The organism is Methylogaea oryzae, from assembly GCF_019669985.1.
In the GTDB taxonomy this organism is placed as follows: domain Bacteria; phylum Pseudomonadota; class Gammaproteobacteria; order Methylococcales; family Methylococcaceae; genus Methylogaea; species Methylogaea oryzae.
Genome location: NZ_AP019782.1, coordinates 3,810,419 through 3,831,242 on the forward strand (window position 1 = coordinate 3,810,419; position 20,824 = coordinate 3,831,242).

Below are 20,824 nucleotides of genomic sequence, written 5' to 3' on the forward strand. Positions count from 1 at the left end.
GGCTAAGGTTTGACGGCGGCTCGCGCCGTAGACAAGTCTGTCTACGTCATGGACTATAGCGGACGTAGACAGAGCTGTCTACAATGACCCCATGAACGCTTCCGACCCCGCCGACTCCGCGACTCGCTCCGCGCGCGAACGCATCCTGCTCACCGCCCACGACCTGTTCTACCGCGACGGCATTCGCGCCACCGGCATCGACCGGGTCATCGCCGAATCGGGCGTGACCAAGACGACTTTCTACCGGCATTTCCCCAGCAAAAACGATTTGATCCGGGCTTTCCTGGAATACCGGCACCGGCGCTGGATGGACTGGTTCGGCGCGGCGTTGCTGCGCCACGGGGCGACGCCCGGCGGCGGCCTGGCGCCCCTGGCGCCGGCGCTGGCGGAATGGTTCCAAAACCCGATCTTCCGTGGCTGCGCCTTCATCAACAGCGTGGCGGAGCTGGGCGGGGTCTTGCCCGACGTGGCCGACATTTCCCGCCGCCACAAGGACGACATGATGCGCGCCATCCTGGAACTGCTGCCGGAATCCCCCGACCGCCAAGCCGTCGCGGACGCCGTGGCGGTGGCGGTGGACGGCGCCATCGTCAAGGCGCAGCTGGAATCGTCCCATGGCCGGACGCCGCAAGCGGCCTTGGCGAGCCTGGAACGCATCGCACGGGCGTTGACGGCGGCCGCGCCCTCCGCCTAGGCCGCATCCCGCGCCGTTACAAGCCGAACTCGCGCAGGCGGCGCAAATCGTGGATGGTGATTTGTTTTCCGGAGACGGTGATCAAGCCGGCTTCGGCCAGATCGTGAAAAATGCGCGACAGAGTTTCCGGCTTCAGGTTGAGGTGCGAAGCGACCACCTGCTTGGAAGTGGGCAGGGACAATTCCGCCTGGCCGTCGCCCTCCTCGGCGCATTGCTCCAGCAAGTAACCGATGACCCGCTGGGCGCTGGAATGCAGGGAATAGGCCTCCACGTCCTGGATCAGGCCGTGCAGGCGAATGGACAATCCGGCCAGCATTTTGCGGGCGAAGGAATGGTCCCGCTCCAGCATGGCGAAAATGGGGCCGCTGGGAATATGCGCCAATTGGCTGTCGATCAAGGCTTCGGCGTAAACCGGGTAGGGCCGGTCGAGGAACATCACCGCTTCGCCGAAGCTTTGGTTGGGGCTGATGATTTCCACCACTTTCTCGTCGCCCTGGGGCGAGCGGAACGCCAGCTTCATCTGGCCGGACAGCACCACGTAAAAGCCGCGGCAGGGATCGCCCTTGTGGAACAAGGTGCCGCCCTTGGGCAGCGGCTTGGCGTGGACGCCGGCGGTGATGCCGGCCAGTTGTTCCGCGTCCAGGGCGGCGAACAGGGGCAAGCGGGCGAGCTGTTGTTGAATCTGGTCTTTAGCGGGTTTGTCTTGCTGCATGGCGGCCTCCTTTCGCCGGCTAAGCTAACACACTCGAATCGCGCCTCTTCTTGATTAGGATCAAGGAAAGCCGTCCGCTCCCCTCGCTAACATGCGCGCACTCCCCACCAACGCACTAGGAGATTGCCGCGATGTTTTGCTACCAATGTGAACAAACCCAACGCTCCGCCAACGGCGACGGCTGCTCGTCCGCCAAGGGCAACTGCGGCAAGGACGCCGTCACTTCCGACTTGCAGGATCTGCTGGTCCACGCCGCCAAAGGCATTGCCCAGTACGCCGCCCGCGCCCGCGCCCTAGGCGCGCCGGACAACGAAGCGGGCGGTTTCGTGCTGTACGCCCTGTTCACCACCCTGACCAACGTCAACTTCAACGCCACCCGCTTCGTCACCCTGCTGCAGCAGGCGGCCCAGGTGCGCGACCGGGTCAAGGCGCGTTACGAGGAAGCCGCCCGCGCCCAGGGGCTGACGCCGGAAACGCTGACCGGCGCGGCCGACTGGCAACCGGCGGCGGACATGGACGGCTTGCTGATGCAAGCCACCGAAGTGGGCATCAAGGCCGGTCTGGAACAGGTGGGCGAGGACATCGTCGGCCTGCGCTCGCTGATACTTTACGGCCTCAAGGGCGTGTGCGCCTACGCCCACCACGCCCACGTGCTGGGCGGCGAGAGCGACGCCGTCTACGCCGGCGTGGAAAGCGCCCTGGACTTCCTCGCCACCAACCCGGCCGACATGAATGCTTTGCTGGAGCGGGCCATGGCCTTGGGCCAGCTCAACTTGCAAGTGATGGAGATGCTGGACGGCGCCAACACCGGCACTTTCGGCGCGCCCGAACCGTCCGCCGTGCGGGTGACGCCGGTCAAGGGCAAGGCCATCCTGGTCAGCGGCCACGACCTGAAAGACCTGGTCAACCTGCTGGAGCAAACCAAAGACACCGGCATCAACATCTACACCCACGGCGAAATGCTGCCGGCCCACGGCTATCCCAAGCTCAAGGCCTATCCGCACCTGGCCGGCAACTACGGCGGCGCTTGGCAGGACCAGCAGACCGAATTCGCCGACTTCCCCGGCGCCATCCTGATGACCTCCAACTGCATCATCGAGCCGCGCCCGCAGTACCGCCAGCGCATCTTCACCGCGGGACCGGTGGGCTGGCCCGGCGTGCGCCACATCGCCGACGGCAATTTCGCCCCGGTCATCGAAGCGGCCAAGGCGCTGCCCGGCTTCAAGGAAGACGTCGCTGAAAAGACCATCACCGTCGGCTTCGGCCACGATGCGGTGCTGGGCGTGGCCGACAAAGTCATCGACGCGGTGAAGGCCGGCGCCATCCGCCACTTCTTCCTCATCGGCGGCTGCGACGGCGCCGCACCGGGCCGCAACTACTACACGGAGTTCGCCGAAAAAGCGCCCCAGGACAGCGTCATCCTCACCCTGGGCTGCAACAAGTACCGCTTCAACCAGCACGATTTCGGCGACATCGGCGGCATTCCGCGCCTCTTGGACATCGGCCAGTGCAACGACAGCTATTCCGCCATCAAGATCGCCACCGCCCTGGCCGGCGCTTTCGAATGCGGCGTCAACGACCTGCCCTTGTCCCTGATCGTCTCCTGGTTCGAGCAGAAAGCCGCCGCCGTGCTGCTGACCCTGCTGTCCTTAGGGATACGCAACATCCGCCTCGGGCCGACCCTGCCGGCCTTCCTCACCCCGGCCCTGGTGCAAGCCCTGGTGGACCAGTTCGGCCTGCAGCCCATCACCGACGCCCAGTCCGACATCGACGCGGCGCTGATGCGCCAGGCGGCTTGAGCGCTCAATAACCGAAGCCGATTCAAGCCCCTCCGGGTTCCCTCTCCCCCAGGGAGAGGGCTAGGGTGAGGGGATTTAAAGGCCGCGGCTTTTTATTTCCCCCTCACCCCAACCCTCTCCCGCTGGAGAGGGGGCAGGAAACGCCGTCTTAACTTAATGGCATTCCCAGGAGACCCCAGGCATGACCGCCTACCCCATCGAACTCACCACCCGCGACGGCGAGCAGATCCGCTTCGACTGCGCGGAAGACCAGAACCTCATCGACGCCGCCGCCGCGGTGGACATCATCCTGCCGTCCCAGTGCAAGCAGGGCGGCTGCGGCGCTTGCCACGCCCACGCCACCGCCGGCGACTACCTGCTGGGCGAGCACAGCCCCGACGCCCTGCCGAAAGACGGCGGCCACGGCAGCCTGCTCATGTGCCGCACCTATCCGCGCAGCGCCCTGAGCATCGCCGCGCCGTTCGACCACAACCGCGTGCTGTTCCAGGCCATTCCCCGCCGGGAAGCGGAAATCGCCGAACTGGCCGCCATCGGCGAGAACACCGTGCGGCTGGTGTTGCAGTTGTTGCCCGACGCCGACGACAGCCGCGCCGCCCAGTTCGAGCCGGGCCAGTTCATGGAGCTGGAACTGCCCGGCGGCGATCTGAAGCGGGCCTATTCCCTGGCCAACAACGGCAATTGGGAAGGCCGGCTGGAATTCCTCATCCGCCTGCAACCCAACGGCCGTTTTTCCACTTTCCTCAAGGAGCAGGCCAAGACGGGGGACAAACTCATGGTGCGCGGCCCGCAGGGCGCGTTCGGCCTGGAGGAAACCGGCCTCAGGCCGCGCTGGTTCGTCGCCGGCGGCACGGGCCTCGCCCCCATGCTGTCCATGCTGCGGCGCATGGCCGAATGGCAGGAACCCCACGAAGCGCGGCTGTTTTTCGGCGTCAATCGGGAGGAGGAGCTGTTCGCCCTGGACGAACTGGAAGAGCTCAAAGCGGCGCTGCCGCAGCTGCGCGTGGAGATTTGCGTCTGGAAGCCCGGCGACGCCTGGCAGGGATACGCCGGCACGCCGGTGGACGCCCTGCGCCGCGACCTGGCCGAGGCGAAAACCACGCCGGACATCTACCTGTGCGGCCCGCCGGCGCTGATCGATTTCGCCGAAACGGCGGCGCGGGAGCTGGGCGTGGGGGAGGAGCAGATTTTCAGCGAGCGCTTTTTGCCTAGCTGAGGCTTATCGCCGCCGCCCTCTCCCCAGGGGAGGGCGGCGGGATGGTCCGCGCGGCCGAAACGGCCGATTTTTAGGGATGCAGTTCCTTGTGCAGGGCGCGGAACTCGTCCGTCACCTTATGGCCGGGCTCACTGTAGATCAGCGGCTTCGCCATGCTGTGGGACTCGCGCACTTTCACCGACGGCGAGATGCGCGAGTTGAGCATGGGATGGCCTTCGGCGGCCAGCTCGTCCACCAGCTGTTGGGGCAGGCGGGCGCGGCTTTGGAACTGGTTGACCACCACGCCTTCGATGTCCAGCTGCGGGTTGTGGTCGGCCTTCACTTCGGCCAAGGCTTCCATCAGGGTATACAGCGCTTCCCGGGAGAAAGCGTCGCAATCGAAGGGGATCAGGCAGCGCTCGGCGGCGATCAAAGCGGAACGGCTGTAGAAATTCAGCACCGGCGGCGTGTCGATATAGATGCGGTCGTAGCCGGACAGGGCGTCCAGGGCTTCGCGCAGCTTGTAGATTTTGTGGCGGCCTTCCAAACGGCTTTGCAGGGGTTCCAGCTCGGCGTGGGAGGGCAGCACGTAGAGGTTTTCGAACGGCGTTTCCAGGATCAGCGCGTCCAGCCCGCTGCCTTGCGCCTTGGCGAAGGGGTTGATGCTGAGGGTGTCCTTGAAGAAATTGGCGATGGTGGCGTCCGGGTCGGCCACTTTGCCGCCCAGCAAATACTGGGTGGAATTGCCCTGCACGTCCAAGTCGATAACCAGCGTCTTGGCGCCTTCGGCGGCGCCGATGGCGGCCAGGTTACACGTGATGGTGGATTTTCCGACGCCACCTTTTTGATTGAAAACGACCCGGCGCATAGACGTGCCTCTTTGCTGAAATGTGGAACGGAGCTTGCGCGAGTTTACCACAACTCCCCTGGGGACATGGGGCGCGGGCGGCGGCGGCGCCTAGCCGAAAGCCAGCCACACGCCGCTGCCGAGGGAGCCGAGCGCCAGGCCGGCGGCCAGCAGGCGGCGGCCGTGCATCCGCGTCCACAGCAGGGTGCCGGTGAGGGACAGCACGATGAGGCTGCCGGCGATGCTGTCCGCCAGCAGCACCCAGCCCACCCCGGCGCCCATGCCGGTGTGCAGCGAGGTCAGCAGGGCGAAGGCGTTGCCGTCGCGGCGGGTGACGCCCACCGTGGCGTTGCCGAGGAAGTACTCGGCTTCGACGCCGTAGCCGGGGCCGGCGAAATTCACCGTCCAGCGGGCCGGCTGCGTCAGCTTGCCGCCGCCCCAAGGCAAAGGCTTGGCCGGCTCGACGCGAACGCGCTGGGGCGGATGCTTGAGCTCCAGCGCCTGCTGCAGCCAGCGGCCGAGGGCGTCCGCATCGGCCGGCGCCGGTTGCGGCAGGCTCAGCTCGATGCTGTTGCGGTTCCACTGCGCGGCGTGGATGGGCAACACCGTGCGGTGGTTGAGCAGGATGCCGGTCAAGCCGAACAGCAACCCCAGCACCGCGCCCCACAGCCCGCACCAGGCGTGGATGCGGCGCAGCCACTTGAGGAAAGCGCCGCGGGACAGCCGTTGCGGCAGGAACAAATAGCCGCCGGCCGATTTGCGCTGCGGCGGAACGCTAGGATTTTTTATTTGCATGATGCATCAACGGTTGGATTTTTCTCCGCAACGGCCGCCCCTTAGAACGTCACGTTGACGCCCGCCGTCACGGCGATGGGCGAGCCCGGCGTGATGTTGGTGTTGCTGTTGGCGGAGGCGAAATACTTCTTGTCCAGCAGGTTTTCGATATTCACCTGCAGCTGGACGTTTTTGGTGACCTTGTAATAGGTCGCCGCGTCGAAGCGGACAAAGCCCGGCAGGGTGACGGTATTGTCGGTGGCCGCGTACATCTTACTGCGGTAGATCGCGCCCAGGCCAACGCCCCATTGCGAGGTGATGTCGTAACGATTCCACAGGGAGAAGCTGTGCTCCGGCACCTGGGCCAGCTTGGCGCCGGCCAGGGCGCTGGAGGACATGCTCTTGGTGATTTCGCCGTTTTGGTAGGCGTAACCGCCGATCACCCGCCAGTCGTCGGTGATGTTGCCGCTCAGCCCCAGTTCGATGCCGCGGGTGCGCTGGCCGTCCACCAGGAACGACACGGCCGAATTGTTGGGATCGGTGGCCAGGGCGTTGAGGCGGTCCAGCTGGAAAAACGCCAGGGTGGCCGACAGGTCGGGGCGGATGTCCCATTTCGCGCCCAGCTCGTAGTTCCTGAACTCTTCCGGCTTCAGCGCGGCGTTGGTCAGCGACAGGGAGCCCAGCTGTTCGCCCGCCCGCGGCACGTAGGCGATGCTGTAGTTGGCGTACAGGGACAACGCGTCGTCGAACGGCTTGAACACCAGGCCGCCGCGCGGCGACACCAGGTTGTCGTTGGGGGCGAGCGTCTGGCCGTCGCGGCGATTGCGGAAATCCATTTCGAAGCGGTCGTAGCGCACGCCGAAAATGGCCTGCCAGTGCTTGTTCAATTCGACCTGGTCCTGCATGTAGCCGGCCATGACTGTGGCGACGCCGTGATTGTCGGCGTCCGTGGCGCTTTGCCGGAACGCGACGGGCCCCTCGTAGCGCGGATACGCCAAAGGCACGTTGACCGAGGTGGCGTTGCGCCCCACGGCGGTGAAGTAGCCGGTTTCCCGGTAGTTGCTGGTTTCCTGGCGGCCGAATTCCGCGCCGGTGAGGAATTTGTGCTTGAAAGGCCCGGTGTCCAACGAAAACGTCAGGTCGGTCTGGTTGAAGAAATTGTCGCGCTGGGTGGCGTTGTTGTAGGCCGAAATGGCGACTTGGTTGCCGGCGGCGTTGACCGCGCCCGGATAGACGTTCTGATAGAACTTGTCGTACATGGCGTAGCGGGTGCGGTTGCGCACCGCGGTGCCGCCGCCGAAGTCGTGCTCCAGCAAGGCGTTGAAGGAATCCACCATCACTTGGGCCTTGCTGCGGTCCGGGCTGCCGAAGAAGGTGGAAACGTCGGAGCGGGCCGGCCGGCCGTTGAACGACGAAACGCCCCGGTCCGCGGTTCGGTCGTCCTGGTAGTGCTCGTAGCCCAGGGTGACCTTGGTTTGATCGCTGAGCTTCCAGGCCAAGGTCGGGTTAACGCCCCAGCGTCCGGAGTCGAACCCCTCGCGGTAGCTGCGGGAGTCCTCCCACATGCTGGTCAGGCGCACGGCGACGCTGTCGTTGATCGCCTGGTCGAAGTCCCCGGTCAAGCGCCATTTGTCGAACGAGCCCACCTGGAAGTTCATTTCGCGCACGTTGTTCCAGTCCGCCTGCTTGGTGGCGCGGTTGATCAAGCCGCCGGAGCCGCCGCGGCCGAACACCATGGCGTTGGGGCCTTTCAGCACGTCGACCCGTTCGATGTTGTACAGGTCGCGGAAATATTGCACGTCGTCGCGGATGCCGTCGACGTACATGTCCGACGTGGAGCTGTTGCCGCGGAAAATCGGCGTATCCCGGTTGCCTTCGCCCTGGGCGATGCCGACGCCGGGCACGTAGCGTATCGTGTCGGCGATGCTTTTCATGGCCTGATCCTTCATCAGGTCCTGGGTGATGACGGTGATGGACTGGGGCAGGTCGATCAAGGCGGTATCGGTCTTCACCGCCGTGCTGTTGGTTTTCGCCTGGTAGCCTTTGACGACATTGGCTTTCTTGTCTCGCTTGGCGGCGACTTTGACGTCTTTCAACACCACTTCCTGGCTTTCGGCGGGCGCCGGGTCGGCCAACGACGCGACGCTGAACGCCGCGGCCAACGGCAAAAACGCACCCAGCGTCCATTTGGCTTTGGTCGGTTCCGAATCGATTGAATGGTATTTGGACATGGTGTTCCCCTTAAGAGTGGACTCGGTTGGTCGTCATCGGCTGCCTGGCGGAGAACGCTGGGTGGCGTCATGGTTTACGTTGCCCCGGCCGGCGGCTTCCAGCGGCTGGGCGCCATCGGCCGGGACGGCGCCGCCTGCGCCGATTTCCTCGGCGTCTTGCTTAGGGTTGCGGATTCGGCGGCGATTCTGGCGCGGAAACGAAGCCGATGCGGCCCACCCCGGCGTTGGCGGCGTCGGCCAGCGCTTCGGCCACGGCCTGGTAGGGCGTGGCTTTGTCGGCCCGCAGGTGCAGCTCCGGCTGCGGCAGCCGTTGCGCCGCCGCGGCCAGCCGCTCGCGCAGCGCGGCGCGCTCCACCGCTTCGCCGTTCCAGTACAGGCCGCCGTCGGCGGCGATGGACAGGGCGATGCGCTCCGGCGGGGCCGGGTTGGGCTGGCTGGACGCCTTGGGCAGGTCGATCTTCACGCCGTGCTCCATGAGCGGCGCGGTAATCATGAAAATCACCAGCAGCACCAGCATCACGTCGATGAGGGGGATCATGTTGATTTCCCCCAGGGGCCGGTTGCCGCCGCCGTTCCGGTCGAAGCCGCCGAACGCCATCACACGGCTCCCGCGACGCCGTCGGCCGTCGGCGCATCCCGCCCGTCGGCGGCGAAATGGCTGCCGGTGGCGAGAAAGGCGAACAGGTCGTGGGCGTAGCCGTCCAGCCGCGCCAGCAGCAGGCGGTTGGAACGGTTGAAGGCGTTGTAGGCCAGCACGGCGGGAATCGCCACCGCCAATCCGGCGCCGGTCATGATCAAGGCTTCGCCCACCGGACCGGCGATCTTGTCCAGGCTGGCCTGGCCGCTCAAGCCGATGTTGACCAAGGCGTGGTAGACGCCCCAAACGGTGCCGAACAAGCCGACGAAGGGCGCGGTGCTGCCGACCGAGGCCAGCACGGTGAGGCCCCATTCCTGCCGGGCGGTTTCCTCCTCGATGGCCCGGCGGATGGCGCGGGTGAGGAACTCCGCCGCCGAGCCGGCTTCGTTGAGGCGGCCGCTGCCGTGGCGCGCGTGGTGGCGGGCGGCGGCGATGGCGTGTTGCGCCAGGCGGGAAAACGGCTCGGCCGGCGGCTGGCTCTGCAAATGCCGCTCCACCGCAACGAGGGAGGGCGAGTCCCAGAAAGCGGCCAGGAAGGCTTGGCTGCGGTGGCCCGCCAGCCAGGCTTGCACGCCCTTGGCGGCGATCAAGTACCAGGCGGCGGCCGACATGGCCGCCAGGATGGCGAACAGGCTTAGGCCCAAGCCGTCGCTCTGGGCGAGGAAGTGGGCGAGTCCGCCGCTTGCTGTAGATTCCATGGTGTTATCCCTCCAAAGAAAATGCGATAGGCACCAGCACCGAGGCCGGCACCGCCTCCTCGCCGCGCCGCGCCGGCACGAAACGCCAGCGCCGCACGGCGTCCAGCGCCGCCTCGTCCAGCTCGCCATGGCCGCTGGAGGTGCGCACGTCGGCTTTTTCCGCCGAACCGTCGGCACGCACCAGCACCCGCACCACGACGCGGCCTTGCACACCCTGGCGACGGGCGAATTCCGGATAGTCGGGCGCCGGATTGTTGAGGTAGTCGGCGTCGAAACGGGGCGGCGACAAGGGCGCTGCGTTGGCGGTGGACGCGGCTGCCGACGCTGCGGCAACGGACGGCGCGGCTTGGGATTCCGCCGACGGGGCCGGCGCGGTTTGGTCGCCGCCCGCGATGGCGACGGGGGGAGGGGTCGCGGGCTTGCGCGCCGGGCTGGCTTTGGCCGCCGGCGGCAGCGGCTTGGCGATGGGTTTGGGCGGCTGGGCCGGTTGCGGCTCGGCTTTCGGCGCGGCTGCGGCCGGCCGCGGCGCCGCGACGATGGCGGCCATGATGGCCGCCGGGGCGGCGTCCGGCGCCTTGGCTTCCGGCGCTTGCCGCTGCCACAGCAGCAGCGCGCCCAAATGCAGCGCGATGGCGATGAACAAGCCGGCGCCCCGCTCGACGGCTCGGCTAGGGTCGGCCGGCTTTTGCACGGACAAAATCCTGCCCCCGGCCGACAGGGAAAACGACGGGCGCAACGGCGGGCTGGCGACAAAACCCAAAACGGGATTGCATAGGAATCGCATGGCGCATCCTCACGGTCGGTTAGCGGTTAAACCAAGTTGTGTTGGCTTGCTACCTGGGCCGTAAGGCGGGGTGGCTGGCTATGGGGTGTGCCGTTGGCCCGGCACGGGCGCGGCTTATTTGGTCAGTATCAACTTGCCGTTGCTGGTGACCCGCAGGCGGTACTCGTCGCCGCCGTGTTCGATGACGACTTCCCGCGCGCCGCCGAACAATTCGGCGCTGCTCAGCCGCCGCCGCAAGCCGCTGCGCGGTTCGGCGGCCGATTCGCCGCTCTTCATTGTTATCGTAGGCTTATCGTTGCTCATGGTGCAAATGCTAAGCGTTCTCATTTGCTAGGTCAAGCCCGCGATGCGGCCGCCGCCCGATCGGCGCCGACGATGGCTACTGCGGACGGGTTGCCGTTTCGCTATAATCCGGCGCAATCGGGCCGATCCGGCCCTGTCGGGCGCCCAGCGCGCGACGTTCTCCGCCCGGCGGCGCCAAGCCGGGGCGCAATTCCACGAACCCTGCCCGGTATCCGCGCGGTTCATCCACTATCACCAAACGTCCGCCCCGGCGGCACGGCCAGCGACAGCTTTCGAACATGGAACAACACTACCACCCGCGACAAGTCGAACAAGAAGCCCAACAAGCCTGGGACAGCAGCGGCGTATTCCGCGCCGTGGAAGATCCGGCCAAGGAAAAGTTCTACTGCCTGTCCATGTTCCCGTATCCGTCCGGCCGGCTGCACATGGGCCACGTGCGCAACTACACCATCGGCGACGTCATCAGCCGCTTCCAGCGCATGCGCGGCAAGAACGTCATGCAGCCCATGGGCTGGGACGCTTTCGGCCTGCCGGCGGAAAACGCCGCCATGCAGAACAAGGTGGCGCCGGCCGCCTGGACCTATTCCAACATCGACACCATGCGCGGCCAGTTGCAGAGCCTGGGGCTGGCCATCGACTGGAGCCGCGAGCTGGCCACCTGCAAGCCCGATTACTACCGCTGGGAACAGTGGCTGTTCACCCAGCTGTTCGAGAAAGGCCTCATCTATAAGAAAGTTGCCCCGGTCAACTGGGACCCGGTGGACTGCACCGTGCTGGCCAACGAACAGGTGATCGACGGCCGCGGCTGGCGCTCCGGCGCCCTGGTGGAAAAGCGCGACATCCCCATGTATTTCATGCGCATCACCGCCTACGCCGAGGAACTGCTGAGCGAATTGGACAACCTGCCCGGCTGGCCGGAACAGGTGCGCACCATGCAGCGCAACTGGATCGGCAAAAGCTACGGCTGCGAAGTGCACTTCCCCTATAGCGATGACAGCGACGAGGTGTTGAAGGTCTACACCACCCGCCCCGACACCCTGATGGGCGCGACTTATGTGGCCGTGGCCGCCGAACACCCGCTGGCCCTGGCCGCCGCCGAAGGCAACGAGGAACTTTCCGCCTTCATCGAAGAATGCAAGCGCGGCGGCACGGCGGAAGCGGACCTGGCCACCATGGAAAAGAAAGGCATGGACACCGGCCGCTACGTGATCCATCCCTTGAACGGCGAGAAGCTGCCGGTGTGGGTGGCCAACTACGTGCTGTGGGGCTACGGCGAAGGCGCGGTGATGGCGGTGCCGGCCCACGACGAGCGGGATTTCGAATTTGCCCAGAAATACAAGCTTCCCATCAAGCAAGTCATCGACGCGCACCGGAGTGACGCGCATGTTCAGCAGGCGACTGCGATTACGCGGGCACATCTCGCACGCTCTCCGGCAGATCTTGAATTTGGAGCCATGTCCGCCGAACTAGAGTCGGAGTTCACCACCGATTACTGGCAAGCTTGGTACGCCAGCAAAGAGGGGGTCTGCGTGAACTCCGGCCCCTACGACGGCCTGGACTTCCAGCAAGCCTTCGACGCCATCGCGTCCGACCTTGCGGCCAAGAACCTGGGCGCCAAGCGCACCCAGTTCCGCTTGCGCGACTGGGGCATCTCCCGCCAGCGCTATTGGGGTTGCCCGATTCCCATCATCCACTGCCCCGATTGCGGCGACGTGCCGGTGCCGGAAGACCAGCTGCCGGTGGTGCTGCCGGAGGACGTCACCATCGACGTCGGCTCCCCCATCAAGAAGATGCCGTCGTTCTACGAAACGACTTGCCCGAAATGCGGCGGCGCGGCGGAGCGGGAAACCGACACCATGGACACTTTCGTGGAATCGTCCTGGTACTACGCCCGCTACGCCTGCCCGGACCAGTCCGGCGCCATGCTGGACGAGCGCGCCAAGTATTGGCTGCCGGTGGACCAGTACATCGGCGGCATCGAGCACGCCATCCTGCACCTGTTGTACTCGCGCTTCTTCCACAAGCTGATGCGCGACGTCGGCCTGGTGGACTGCAACGAGCCGTTCACCAATTTGCTCACCCAGGGCATGGTGGTGGCGCCGACTTTCTACCGCGAACCGGACGGCGGCAAGAAGCAGTACTTCAACCCGGCCGAAGTGGACGTGAAAACCGACGAGCGCGGCCGGCCGCTGGGCGCCACGCTCAAAGCCGACGGCCAGGAGGTCTTGATCGGCGGCACGGAGAAGATGTCCAAGTCCAAGAACAACGGCGTCGACCCGCAAATCCTCATCGACCAGTACGGCGCCGACACCGCACGGCTGTTCACCATGTTCGCCTCGCCGCCGGACCAGTCCCTGGAATGGTCCGACAGCGGCGTTGAAGGCGCGTTCCGCTTCCTCAAGCGCTTGTGGAAACAGGTGCACGGCCACGTCAGCGCGGGCGCGGGCGCGGCTCCGGCCCTGGACACGTCCACCCTGGACGAAGGCCAAAAAGCCCTGCGCCGCCAGGTGCACGAAACCCTGCGCAAAGTGACCGACGACTACGCCCGCCGCCTCACCTACAACACCGCCATCGCCGCCAACATGGAGCTGCTCAACGCCCTGGGACGTTTCGAGGACGCCGGCGAGCAAGGCCGGGCGCTGCGCCAGGAAGCGCTGGAGCTGGTGGTGCTGATGCTCGCGCCCATCATCCCGCACATCTGCCGCAAGCTGTGGCAGGCGCTGGGCCACGCCGAAGACGTGGCGGTGGCGACCTGGCCGGCGGTGGACGAATCCGCCCTGGTGCAGGACAGCATCGAGTTGGTGGTGCAGGTGAACGGCAAGCTGCGCGGCAAGATCAGCGTGGCCCCGGACGCCAGTCGCGAGACGGCGGAAGCGGCGGCGCTAGCCGACGCCAACGTGCAAAAGCACCTGGAAGGCAAGCCGCCGAAAAAAGTCATCGTCGTGCCGGGCAAATTGGTCAACATCGTGGCGTAACCCCCAATGACTCGCTACTTACTCCCGCTCCTGATCGCCGCCTGCCTCGCCGGCTGCGGCTTCCATCTGCGCGGCGACGAAAACTCGCCGTTGCGGTCGACCAAAGTGGCCATCCTCGGCGTGTCGACCAGCGACCCGTTATGGAACGCGCTGACCACCGCGTTCGGCCGCGCCGGCGCCACGGTGCAGACCAGCGCCACGAGCGACTCCGTGGTGATACAACTCGCCATCGCGCAAACCATTCGCCCCATCAGCCTCAACCGCAGCGGTATCGCCAGGGAATTCGACCTGGGTTACAACGTGACCTACGAGATAAAGAACGCCAAAGGCGAGATCCTCGACCCGTCTCAAAAACTCAAGATCAGCCGCGAGCAATACAACGACCAGTTCCTCATCATGGGCAGGACCGAAGAAGAAACCCAGATGCGCCTGGAAATGCAGGAAGAAGCGGCCGATACCCTGGTGCGCCGTCTGGCGTTCTTGTTGCGCAGGCACCCGCCCGCCGAAGCGGAACCGGCGGCGGCGACCCCGGCCGCCGCGCCCGCCGCTCCGGCGGAATCCCGCATCAAGGCCGATGCCGACGCCAAAGCCAAAAACGCCGACTAGCGCCCCATGCGCTTGAAGCCGGAACAACTGGACGGCGCCCTGCGCAAAGGCCTGCTGCCGGCCTACGTCATCAGCGGCGACGAACCGCTGCAAGTCCAGGAAGCCGCCGACGCCGTGCGCGCCGCCGCCCGCCAGGCCGGCTACACCGGCCGGGAGGTGTTCTTCGCCGACAGCGGCTTCGACTGGAACCGCTTGCTGGAAGCCACGGACTCCTCCCCCCTGTTCGGCGACCGCAACGTGCTCGACCTGCGCCTGAACGGCGCGCCCGACAAACAAGGCGCGGCGGCGCTGGCCCGTTACGCAGCGCGGGCCGGCGCCGACAACCTGCTGCTGATCAGCCTGCCCCGCCTCAAACCGGCCGAACAAAAAGCCGCCTGGTTCGCCGATTTGGACAAAATCGGCGCGGTGGTGCAGGTTTGGCCGCTGGAAGGCCCGCAACTGCTGGACTGGCTCGAACGGCGCCTGCAAAAACGCGGCCTGGCCGCCGACCGCGCCGGCGTGCAACTGCTGGCGTCCCTGGTGGAAGGCAACCTGCTGGCCGCCGCGCAAGAGGTGGAAAAGCTCCACGCCCTGCACGGCTCAAGCCGCTTGAGCAGCGACGACATCCTGGAAGCGGTGGCCGACCGCGCCCGCTACGACATCTTCGGCTTCACCGACGCCGTGCTGGCCGGCCAGCCGGCGCGCATCGTCCGCATGCTGGCCGGCCTGCAAGCCGAAGGCGAAGCCGCCCCGGTGATCCTGTGGGCCCTGGCCCGCGACATCCGCCTGCTGCTGGCCCTGCACGGCGCCGGCCCGGAAGGCTTCGAAGCCCAGTTGCGCCGCCACAAATCCCCCGACAAACGCAAACCCCTGCTGCAGCGCGCCCTGCGCCGGCTGCCCGCCGACCACCTGCACGACCTGCTGCGACTGGCCGCCCGCACCGACCGCGCCATCAAAGGCATGGAACCGGACGATCCCTGGGACGGCCTGCTCCACCTGGCCCTAGGCCTGGCCGGCAACGCCGTCGTACCGACCGGGCTTTAACAACCTGCCGCGGTAGGGAGGTGTTAGCTTCCTCGCATACCCCGCCGTTTCGCGGCTTTCGTCGAGTTACGGCATTCGCCTAAACCCGCCCTTCCGAGCCCCCACCACTGCAAGAAGGCCCGACATACCGACCTTGCGAGCAACAGGCATCAGGCCAATGTCGGCAAATGGCGTTTGTAAGCCTGGGCTTACAGACAAGATTTTGCCCGATAGGTACACTCCGCTTTGCACGAGCATACTAAACGGAATCCGTATAGCACCGATATGCCAGATTCCGTTTAGCATAAGAAATCCTATTATGTTTAATCAACTGTTTGGCATCGCAATTGCGTTACTGACAACCCTTTACCATGCGACCAATCTAATCTGAACCCAGCTGGAAACTAGAATATGGACTCAACAATATCTGACTTGCTTACTCGTCTGGCCGACATTCAGAAGTATGCCTACGACCACCACATTACCAACTATTGGATATGGGCCGGATTGGTTATTCTAAGCCTTATATTTGTTGCACTGGGTGCAGGTGCAGCTCTGTGGATGTCGGACTCCAAATTGTCAGGCACGTTTGCCATCGTCAATGGATTAATCATCGGGTTAAATAGTGGCCTTGGCTTCGGTAACTCAGCTCAGTTCTACCGGCAGCTTGCTGCGGACGCAAAGGTCGCAATCTATGATCTTGAGAGCAACAAGACGTCAAATCAGCTCAAGAATAGCCAAGAGGTTTACCGACAGTTGCAACAGAAACTAGCGAAAGACCTCCCTGTTGGAACCGGCCCGAAGTAGACGCCGTGATGCCCAACATGGCGCTCAAGCGGAGCGCGGGGACAAGGCTTTTGAATGGAAACGTCATCGCGCCGCGCCCGCTTAGCTTTACGTTAGGACGTCCCGGCAATGTCTAGTCCACGATTCATAGCAACTCGCAGTGATGGCAGTGATGCCACTTCAGAGTTGCTATCTTTCTCTGAAGCAATTGGCCTCGAATCAGTTGTCTCGGGCAGATATAGTTTTTTGCTCTTGCTCGAACTATTTGCCGCCGCCAAATCTGGAATGCCCCATCCTGCAAAAGTCGTGAGCCAAATTCGGGTTTTGGAGGGCGTTGAGGCAGCTAGAGGATTAAAAGCAGCCACCCAATTTAAGCACCCACCACTTCAAGGGCTCTGGCATCAACACTACCTTGAAGATGGGTTAGCGAGCATGGCTCAAAATATCCGCAAAGGCATTGACAAATTCGGTCTTCCGTGGGTTAATCAAAAGATTGCAGACGCAAAACTCTCCGGCGAGGAGAGGTATTTCACGGAAGCTGATGTAACGCAAATTTCACATGATGCCACTGCGTCCAATTGGGAGCGTCTTATAAACAACGAGGCTCTCACTGGTGAATGGCTTATTTTCGCTAAGCATGAAGGAAAAAACTACTATCTCAGCCTCGGAAAGCACGACAGTGGTGATGAGCTACTTCGAGCCAGGATTGATACAATTTGCCTACACCAGTTTGCTTTTTTGAAAGACATCTTAATTGGATAATTGCAGCCATGTAGGGTACGCACCGCGTACCTTAATCGCCGTTGAAGGTACGCCATGCGTACCCTACGGCAGCGAGTGTTTCCGCCCAATGCTAAAAATTCGGGCTAAGGGCTCGGCGCAACAAAGCCGCGCCGGATATTAGGCTGCAATCCTCCGATCCTATTCCACATGAAACCATTTCCTCTTGTCGTTGGCGGCCTCGTCGCGGGACTACTGGTTGTCGCCGGGGAAGCGGTCTTGAACCTATGGATACTCGCCGACGATTGGGCCGAGCTATTCGCTCGATTAGCGCTTCCGCAACCTAGCCCCGCCGTTGCCGCGCAAGGCGTGCTCAAGCTATTCCTCCTCGGCATTTTTTCCGTATGGCTGGCGGGGATTTTCCGGCCTAAGTTTTCATACCCCACCCGCTCCGGCATCGCGTCCGGTCTTTGCGTATGGCTACTTGTGTGGGCTTGGGTGCAGTGGGGAATGCTGCTGGCCGGTTACGTCACCGCGGCCATCGCGGCGACCACGGTTGCCTGGGGATTCGTTGAATTGCCTCTGGCGGTATGGGCGGGCGCTTGGGTGCAGTGGCGACTCTCAACACCGTGGGCGGAAAGTCGCTAGCCCGCGCCCTTTGCCATCCCCCGTCCGCTCTAGTAATCTGCCTCGCTTGCTACATTCGCTCGCCGCTTGCCGCGGCGCAGCCTTACTTCCATCGGACGAACATCCCATGAGCCAAGCACCTACCGACATCGCCGCCTATATGCGCCAATTGGGCGAACGCGCCGTGGCCGCCGGCCGCGCCATGAGCCGCGCGGAAACCGCCAAGAAAAACGCCGCCCTCAACGCCATCGCCGCCGGATTGCTCGGCCAAAGCGAGGCCATCCGCGCCGCCAACGCCAAGGATCTGGAAGCCGGCCGCGCCGCCGGCTTGGACGCCGCCATGCTGGACCGCCTGGAGCTGACGCCGGCGCGCATCCAGGCCATGGCCGACGGCGTGAAGGAAATCGTCGCCCTGCCGGACCCGGTGGGCGCCATCACCGATATGGCTTATCGCCCGTCCGGCATCCAGGTGGGCAAGATGCGCGTGCCGCTGGGCGTCATCGGCATCATTTACGAATCACGGCCCAATGTGACGGTGGACGCGGCGGCCCTGTGCCTGAAGTCGGGCAACGCCTGCATCCTGCGCGGTGGCTCGGAATCCATCCACAGCAACCAGGCCATCGCCGCCGTGGTGCGCGCCGGCCTGGAACAAGCCGGGTTGCCGGCCGACGCCGTGCTGGTGGTGGAAACCACCGACCGCGCCGCCGTGGGCGAGCTGATCACCCTGGAAGGCTATGTGGACGTCATCATCCCGCGCGGCGGCAAGGGCCTGATCGAGCGCATCGCCAAGGACGCGCGCATCCCGGTCATCAAGCACCTGGACGGCAACTGCCACGTCTACGTCGACGACCACGCCGACATGGACAAGGCCATCGCCGTGGCGGTCAACGCCAAGTGCCACCGCTACGGCGTGTGCAACGCCATGGAGACCCTGCTGGTGCACCGCCGCATCGCGCCCATGCTGCTGCCGCAACTGGCGGAGAAGTACCGGGAAAAAGGCGTGGAGCTGCGCGGTTGCCCGCAGACTTGCGCCATCGTCGAGGGCTGCCTCGCCGCCGGCGAGGAAGACTGGGACACGGAATACCTGGCGCCCATCCTGGCCGTGAAAGTGGTGCAGGATCTGGACGAGGCCATGGACCACATCCACCGCCACAGCTCGCGCCATACCGAGAGCATCGTCACCGAGGACTACAGCCGCGCCCGCCGCTTCCTGCGGGAAGTGGACTCCAGCTCGGTGATGGTCAACGCCTCCACCCGCTTCGCCGACGGCTTCGAATACGGCCTGGGCGCCGAAATCGGCATCTCCACCGACAAGCTGCACGCGCGCGGCCCGGTGGGCCTGGAAGGGCTGACCACGCAGAAGTTCGTGGTGCTGGGGGATGGGCATATCCGCTCCTGAGGCCATGCCTGTATACATTCATGTACGGCATGCAGCGCCCTTACCAATTGAAGCTGAAAACTTCGATTGGTAAGGCCGTATTGCAATGCGGCTTCGGTGAGGCCCCGCAATGATCGGCCTGCTCGGCGGCACGTTCGACCCCATCCACTACGGCCATTTGCGCATCGCCCTGGAGGCGAAGGAAGCGCTGGGGTTGGACGAAGTGCGCTTCATTCCCTGCCGCCAGCCGCCGCACCGGGACACGCCGGGGGCCAGCCCGCAGCAGCGCCTGGAATTGCTGCGCCTGGCCGTGGCGGACATGCCGGGCTTCGCCGTGGACACCCGCGAGTTGGAGCGGGACGGGCCGTCCTACATGGTGGACACCCTGGCGTCCCTGCGCGGCGAGCTGGGCGATGCGCCGCTGTGCTTGATCCTGGGGCAGGACGCTTTCCTCGGCTTGCCGCGCTGGCACCGCTGGCGGGAGCTGACGGATTTCGCCCATCTGGCGGTGGTGCGGCGTCCCGGGCCGTCCGCCCCGTTGGCCGGCGACCTGGCGTTGTTGGCGGAAGCCCACCGCCGCGAAGCCGGCCGACTGCGCGCCGCCCCGGCCGGCGGCATCTGCTTCCTGGAAACGCCCCTGCTGGACATTTCCGCCACCCGCATCCGCGAACTGCTGCGATCCGGCCGCGATCCGCGCTATTTGCTGCCGGACGCGGTGTTAAAATCCCTGCGCCGCAGCGGCCTGTATTCAACCTGAAGCCCCATCCCTGGAGAAATCCTTGCAAGACCTGATCGAAAACCTGCAACACCATCGCGCCCAGCAAGGCGCCGTCCGCCAGCCGGCCCTGCCGGTGGAGGAAGTGCTCAAGCTGGTGCTGGCCACCCTGGACGACGGCAAAGCGCAGAACGTCACCGTACTGGACGTGCGCGGCAAAACCGGCATCACCGACTACATGGTCATCGCCACCGGCACCTCGGAGCGCCACGTCAAATCCCTCGCCGACCACGTCGAGGAAAAAGCCAAGCATCAGGGCGTGCCGCCCATCGGCTCGGAAGGCCAGGACGCCTCGGAATGGGTGCTGGTGGACCTGGGCGACGTGATCGTCCACATCATGAAGCAGCAGGCCCGCGAGCTGTACCAGCTGGAAAAGCTGTGGGGCACCGACTACGATGCGGCGACGACCGGCTAGGCTGATCCGCTGGGCCTTGCTGGCGGCGCTCGCCGCGCCGGCCTGGGCCGACGTCTACCGTTGGAAGGACCAAGCCGGCCACATCCACTACGGCGACCGGCCGGCGGCCGGCGCCGAGCGCGTCGCCGGCATCGACGGCGGCGGCCCGGTCTACAACCTGGTGCGCAGCGTGCACGACGGCGATACCGTCACTCTGGAGAGCGGCGCCAAAGTGCGCCTGTTAGGCATCAACACCCCGGAAATCGACAGCGCCACGTCTAGCGCCGAAGCCGGCGGCGACGCCGCCAAGCGCTGGCTGGAATCCCGCATCGAAGGGCGCAAAGTCCGCCTGGAAGGCGACGCCGAAGCCAAGGACCACTACGGCCGCCTGCTGGCCCATTTGTTCAGCGAGGACGGCGAGCACCTCAACCTGGCGCTGGTGAAAGCGGGCCTTGCCGTCGTCAGTATCTTTCCGCCCAACCTGAAATACGCCGACGAACTGGCCGAAGCGCAGCGCCAGGCGCGGCGGGAACGTCTGGGCGTCTGGGGCGACGCCGCCTACGCCGTCCGCCCCATCGCCGAGCTGCCGCAACAACGCCGCCGCGGCTGGCAACGCTGGAGCGGCCGCCCCACCGCCTTGGACTACAGCCGCGATTACGCCCGCTTGATCTTCAGCGACCAAGTGGACGTGACGGTCCCCAAGGAAAACCTCGGCCTGTTTCCGCCGCTGAAGGACCTGGTGGGGAAGACGTTGGAAATACGGGGCTGGACGGCCAAGCGCAAGGAGCGCTACACGGTTTTGCTGCGCCATCCCAGCGGCATGGACCTACTGGACTGAATCGCCGCCGACCGATAAGCCACTACCACCCCACCCTGTCAAATCACATTTT

At 65.0% G+C, this 20,824-nt stretch carries 21 protein-coding genes; 13 read left to right on the top strand and 8 right to left on the bottom strand.

The window, feature by feature from the left end; genetic code table 11:
• Window positions 1–91: 91 nt before the first annotated feature.
• Window positions 92–694 carry a TetR/AcrR family transcriptional regulator gene (locus tag K5607_RS16990; RefSeq protein ID WP_221047720.1) on the top strand — a complete coding sequence of 201 codons (603 nt, stop codon included), beginning with the start codon at window positions 92–94 and terminating at the stop codon, window positions 692–694.
• Between the two features lie 16 nt (window positions 695–710).
• Here K5607_RS16990 and K5607_RS16995 read toward each other — a convergent pair whose 3' ends face one another.
• Window positions 711–1,406, bottom strand: a complete 696-nt coding sequence (locus tag K5607_RS16995; RefSeq protein WP_221047721.1) for a Crp/Fnr family transcriptional regulator — start codon at window positions 1,404–1,406, stop codon at window positions 711–713.
• Window positions 1,407–1,537: 131 nt separating this feature from the next.
• On the opposite strand from K5607_RS16995, the gene hcp reads away from it, so the two are divergent.
• Complete coding sequence (gene hcp, locus K5607_RS17000) at window positions 1,538–3,205, top strand: hydroxylamine reductase (RefSeq protein WP_221047722.1); 1,668 nt, start codon at window positions 1,538–1,540, stop codon at window positions 3,203–3,205.
• 181 nt (window positions 3,206–3,386) lie between these two features.
• Entirely contained in the window at window positions 3,387–4,418 is a 1,032-nt protein-coding gene (gene mmoC / locus K5607_RS17005; RefSeq protein WP_054774095.1) for an aromatic/alkene monooxygenase hydroxylase FAD-binding subunit MmoC, read from the top strand.
• A 70-nt stretch (window positions 4,419–4,488) separates the two neighbouring features.
• Here the strand turns inward: mmoC and K5607_RS17010 are convergent, their stop codons facing one another.
• The 7 genes from K5607_RS17010 to hemP all read right to left on the bottom strand — a co-directional run bounded on the left by K5607_RS17010 (window position 4,489) and on the right by hemP (window position 10,671).
• Entirely contained in the window at window positions 4,489–5,265 is a 777-nt protein-coding gene (locus K5607_RS17010; RefSeq protein WP_221047723.1) for a ParA family protein, read from the bottom strand.
• 90 nt (window positions 5,266–5,355) lie between these two features.
• Window positions 5,356–6,039, bottom strand: coding sequence for a PepSY-associated TM helix domain-containing protein (locus K5607_RS17015; RefSeq protein WP_221047724.1), 684 nt, complete (start codon window positions 6,037–6,039; stop codon window positions 5,356–5,358).
• 41 nt (window positions 6,040–6,080) lie between these two features.
• A complete protein-coding gene (locus K5607_RS17020) occupies window positions 6,081–8,249 on the bottom strand; it encodes a TonB-dependent receptor (RefSeq protein WP_221047725.1) in 2,169 nt (722 codons plus the stop codon).
• 160 nt (window positions 8,250–8,409) lie between these two features.
• Window positions 8,410–8,847 (bottom strand): ExbD/TolR family protein, encoded by a 438-nt coding sequence (locus K5607_RS17025; RefSeq protein WP_221047726.1) that lies wholly within the window; start codon window positions 8,845–8,847, stop codon window positions 8,410–8,412.
• Window positions 8,847–9,584 carry a MotA/TolQ/ExbB proton channel family protein gene (locus tag K5607_RS17030; protein WP_221047727.1) on the bottom strand — a complete coding sequence of 246 codons (738 nt, stop codon included), beginning with the start codon at window positions 9,582–9,584 and terminating at the stop codon, window positions 8,847–8,849. The genes K5607_RS17025 and K5607_RS17030 overlap by 1 nt, the downstream gene beginning before the upstream one ends.
• A 4-nt stretch (window positions 9,585–9,588) precedes the next feature.
• Window positions 9,589–10,368: an energy transducer TonB gene (locus K5607_RS18220; protein ID WP_221047728.1), complete on the bottom strand. Its 780-nt coding sequence runs from the start codon at window positions 10,366–10,368 to the stop codon at window positions 9,589–9,591.
• Between the two features lie 114 nt (window positions 10,369–10,482).
• Window positions 10,483–10,671, bottom strand: coding sequence for a hemin uptake protein HemP (hemP, locus tag K5607_RS17040; protein WP_054775107.1), 189 nt, complete (start codon window positions 10,669–10,671; stop codon window positions 10,483–10,485).
• A gap of 278 nt (window positions 10,672–10,949) precedes the next feature.
• Between hemP and leuS the strand changes: the two genes are divergently transcribed.
• The 10 genes from leuS (at window position 10,950) to K5607_RS17090 (ending at window position 20,772) form a co-directional block, all read left to right on the top strand.
• The gene (leuS, locus tag K5607_RS17045) at window positions 10,950–13,646 is read left to right on the top strand and encodes a leucine--tRNA ligase (RefSeq protein ID WP_221047729.1); all 2,697 of its coding nucleotides are present in this window, start codon (window positions 10,950–10,952) and stop codon (window positions 13,644–13,646) included.
• A gap of 6 nt (window positions 13,647–13,652) precedes the next feature.
• A complete protein-coding gene (locus tag K5607_RS17050; RefSeq protein WP_221047730.1) occupies window positions 13,653–14,252 on the top strand; it encodes an LPS-assembly lipoprotein LptE in 600 nt (199 codons plus the stop codon).
• Window positions 14,253–14,258: 6 nt separating this feature from the next.
• On the top strand, window positions 14,259–15,275 hold the full coding sequence (gene holA / locus K5607_RS17055; RefSeq protein WP_221047731.1) for a DNA polymerase III subunit delta: 1,017 nt from the start codon (window positions 14,259–14,261) through the stop codon (window positions 15,273–15,275).
• Between the two features lie 390 nt (window positions 15,276–15,665).
• Window positions 15,666–16,061, top strand: coding sequence for a hypothetical protein (locus tag K5607_RS17060; RefSeq protein WP_054774658.1), 396 nt, complete (start codon window positions 15,666–15,668; stop codon window positions 16,059–16,061).
• Window positions 16,062–16,169: 108 nt separating this feature from the next.
• Window positions 16,170–16,802, top strand: a complete 633-nt coding sequence (locus K5607_RS17065; RefSeq protein WP_221047732.1) for a hypothetical protein — start codon at window positions 16,170–16,172, stop codon at window positions 16,800–16,802.
• Window positions 16,803–17,039: 237 nt separating this feature from the next.
• The gene (locus K5607_RS17070; RefSeq protein WP_221047733.1) at window positions 17,040–17,408 is read left to right on the top strand and encodes a hypothetical protein; all 369 of its coding nucleotides are present in this window, start codon (window positions 17,040–17,042) and stop codon (window positions 17,406–17,408) included.
• A gap of 46 nt (window positions 17,409–17,454) precedes the next feature.
• Complete coding sequence (locus tag K5607_RS17075; protein ID WP_281427717.1) at window positions 17,455–18,786, top strand: glutamate-5-semialdehyde dehydrogenase; 1,332 nt, start codon at window positions 17,455–17,457, stop codon at window positions 18,784–18,786.
• A 109-nt stretch (window positions 18,787–18,895) separates the two neighbouring features.
• A complete protein-coding gene (nadD, locus tag K5607_RS17080; RefSeq protein WP_221047735.1) occupies window positions 18,896–19,522 on the top strand; it encodes a nicotinate-nucleotide adenylyltransferase in 627 nt (208 codons plus the stop codon).
• 22 nt (window positions 19,523–19,544) lie between these two features.
• Window positions 19,545–19,955 carry a ribosome silencing factor gene (gene rsfS / locus K5607_RS17085; protein ID WP_425515778.1) on the top strand — a complete coding sequence of 137 codons (411 nt, stop codon included), beginning with the start codon at window positions 19,545–19,547 and terminating at the stop codon, window positions 19,953–19,955.
• Window positions 19,936–20,772: a thermonuclease family protein gene (locus K5607_RS17090; protein WP_221047736.1), complete on the top strand. Its 837-nt coding sequence runs from the start codon at window positions 19,936–19,938 to the stop codon at window positions 20,770–20,772. Before rsfS ends, K5607_RS17090 begins: the two co-directional genes overlap by 20 nt.
• Window positions 20,773–20,824 lie beyond the last annotated feature (52 nt).

Excerpts from the sequence above, each read along its gene's own strand:
- K5607_RS16990 (WP_221047720.1), top strand. The coding sequence starts at position 92 with ATGAACGCTTCCGACCCCGCCGACTCCGCGACTCGCTCCGCGCGCGAA.
- K5607_RS16995 (WP_221047721.1), bottom strand. The coding sequence starts at position 1,406 with ATGCAGCAAGACAAACCCGCTAAAGACCAGATTCAACAACAGCTCGCC.
- hcp (WP_221047722.1), top strand. The coding sequence starts at position 1,538 with ATGTTTTGCTACCAATGTGAACAAACCCAACGCTCCGCCAACGGCGAC.
- mmoC (WP_054774095.1), top strand. The coding sequence starts at position 3,387 with ATGACCGCCTACCCCATCGAACTCACCACCCGCGACGGCGAGCAGATC.
- K5607_RS17010 (WP_221047723.1), bottom strand. The coding sequence starts at position 5,265 with ATGCGCCGGGTCGTTTTCAATCAAAAAGGTGGCGTCGGAAAATCCACC.
- K5607_RS17015 (WP_221047724.1), bottom strand. The coding sequence starts at position 6,039 with ATGCAAATAAAAAATCCTAGCGTTCCGCCGCAGCGCAAATCGGCCGGC.
- K5607_RS17020 (WP_221047725.1), bottom strand. The coding sequence starts at position 8,249 with ATGTCCAAATACCATTCAATCGATTCGGAACCGACCAAAGCCAAATGG.
- K5607_RS17025 (WP_221047726.1), bottom strand. The coding sequence starts at position 8,847 with ATGGCGTTCGGCGGCTTCGACCGGAACGGCGGCGGCAACCGGCCCCTG.
- K5607_RS17030 (WP_221047727.1), bottom strand. The coding sequence starts at position 9,584 with ATGGAATCTACAGCAAGCGGCGGACTCGCCCACTTCCTCGCCCAGAGC.
- K5607_RS18220 (WP_221047728.1), bottom strand. The coding sequence starts at position 10,368 with ATGCGATTCCTATGCAATCCCGTTTTGGGTTTTGTCGCCAGCCCGCCG.
- hemP (WP_054775107.1), bottom strand. The coding sequence starts at position 10,671 with ATGAGCAACGATAAGCCTACGATAACAATGAAGAGCGGCGAATCGGCC.
- leuS (WP_221047729.1), top strand. The coding sequence starts at position 10,950 with ATGGAACAACACTACCACCCGCGACAAGTCGAACAAGAAGCCCAACAA.
- K5607_RS17050 (WP_221047730.1), top strand. The coding sequence starts at position 13,653 with ATGACTCGCTACTTACTCCCGCTCCTGATCGCCGCCTGCCTCGCCGGC.
- holA (WP_221047731.1), top strand. The coding sequence starts at position 14,259 with ATGCGCTTGAAGCCGGAACAACTGGACGGCGCCCTGCGCAAAGGCCTG.
- K5607_RS17060 (WP_054774658.1), top strand. The coding sequence starts at position 15,666 with ATGGACTCAACAATATCTGACTTGCTTACTCGTCTGGCCGACATTCAG.
- K5607_RS17065 (WP_221047732.1), top strand. The coding sequence starts at position 16,170 with ATGTCTAGTCCACGATTCATAGCAACTCGCAGTGATGGCAGTGATGCC.
- nadD (WP_221047735.1), top strand. The coding sequence starts at position 18,896 with ATGATCGGCCTGCTCGGCGGCACGTTCGACCCCATCCACTACGGCCAT.
- K5607_RS17090 (WP_221047736.1), top strand. The coding sequence starts at position 19,936 with ATGCGGCGACGACCGGCTAGGCTGATCCGCTGGGCCTTGCTGGCGGCG.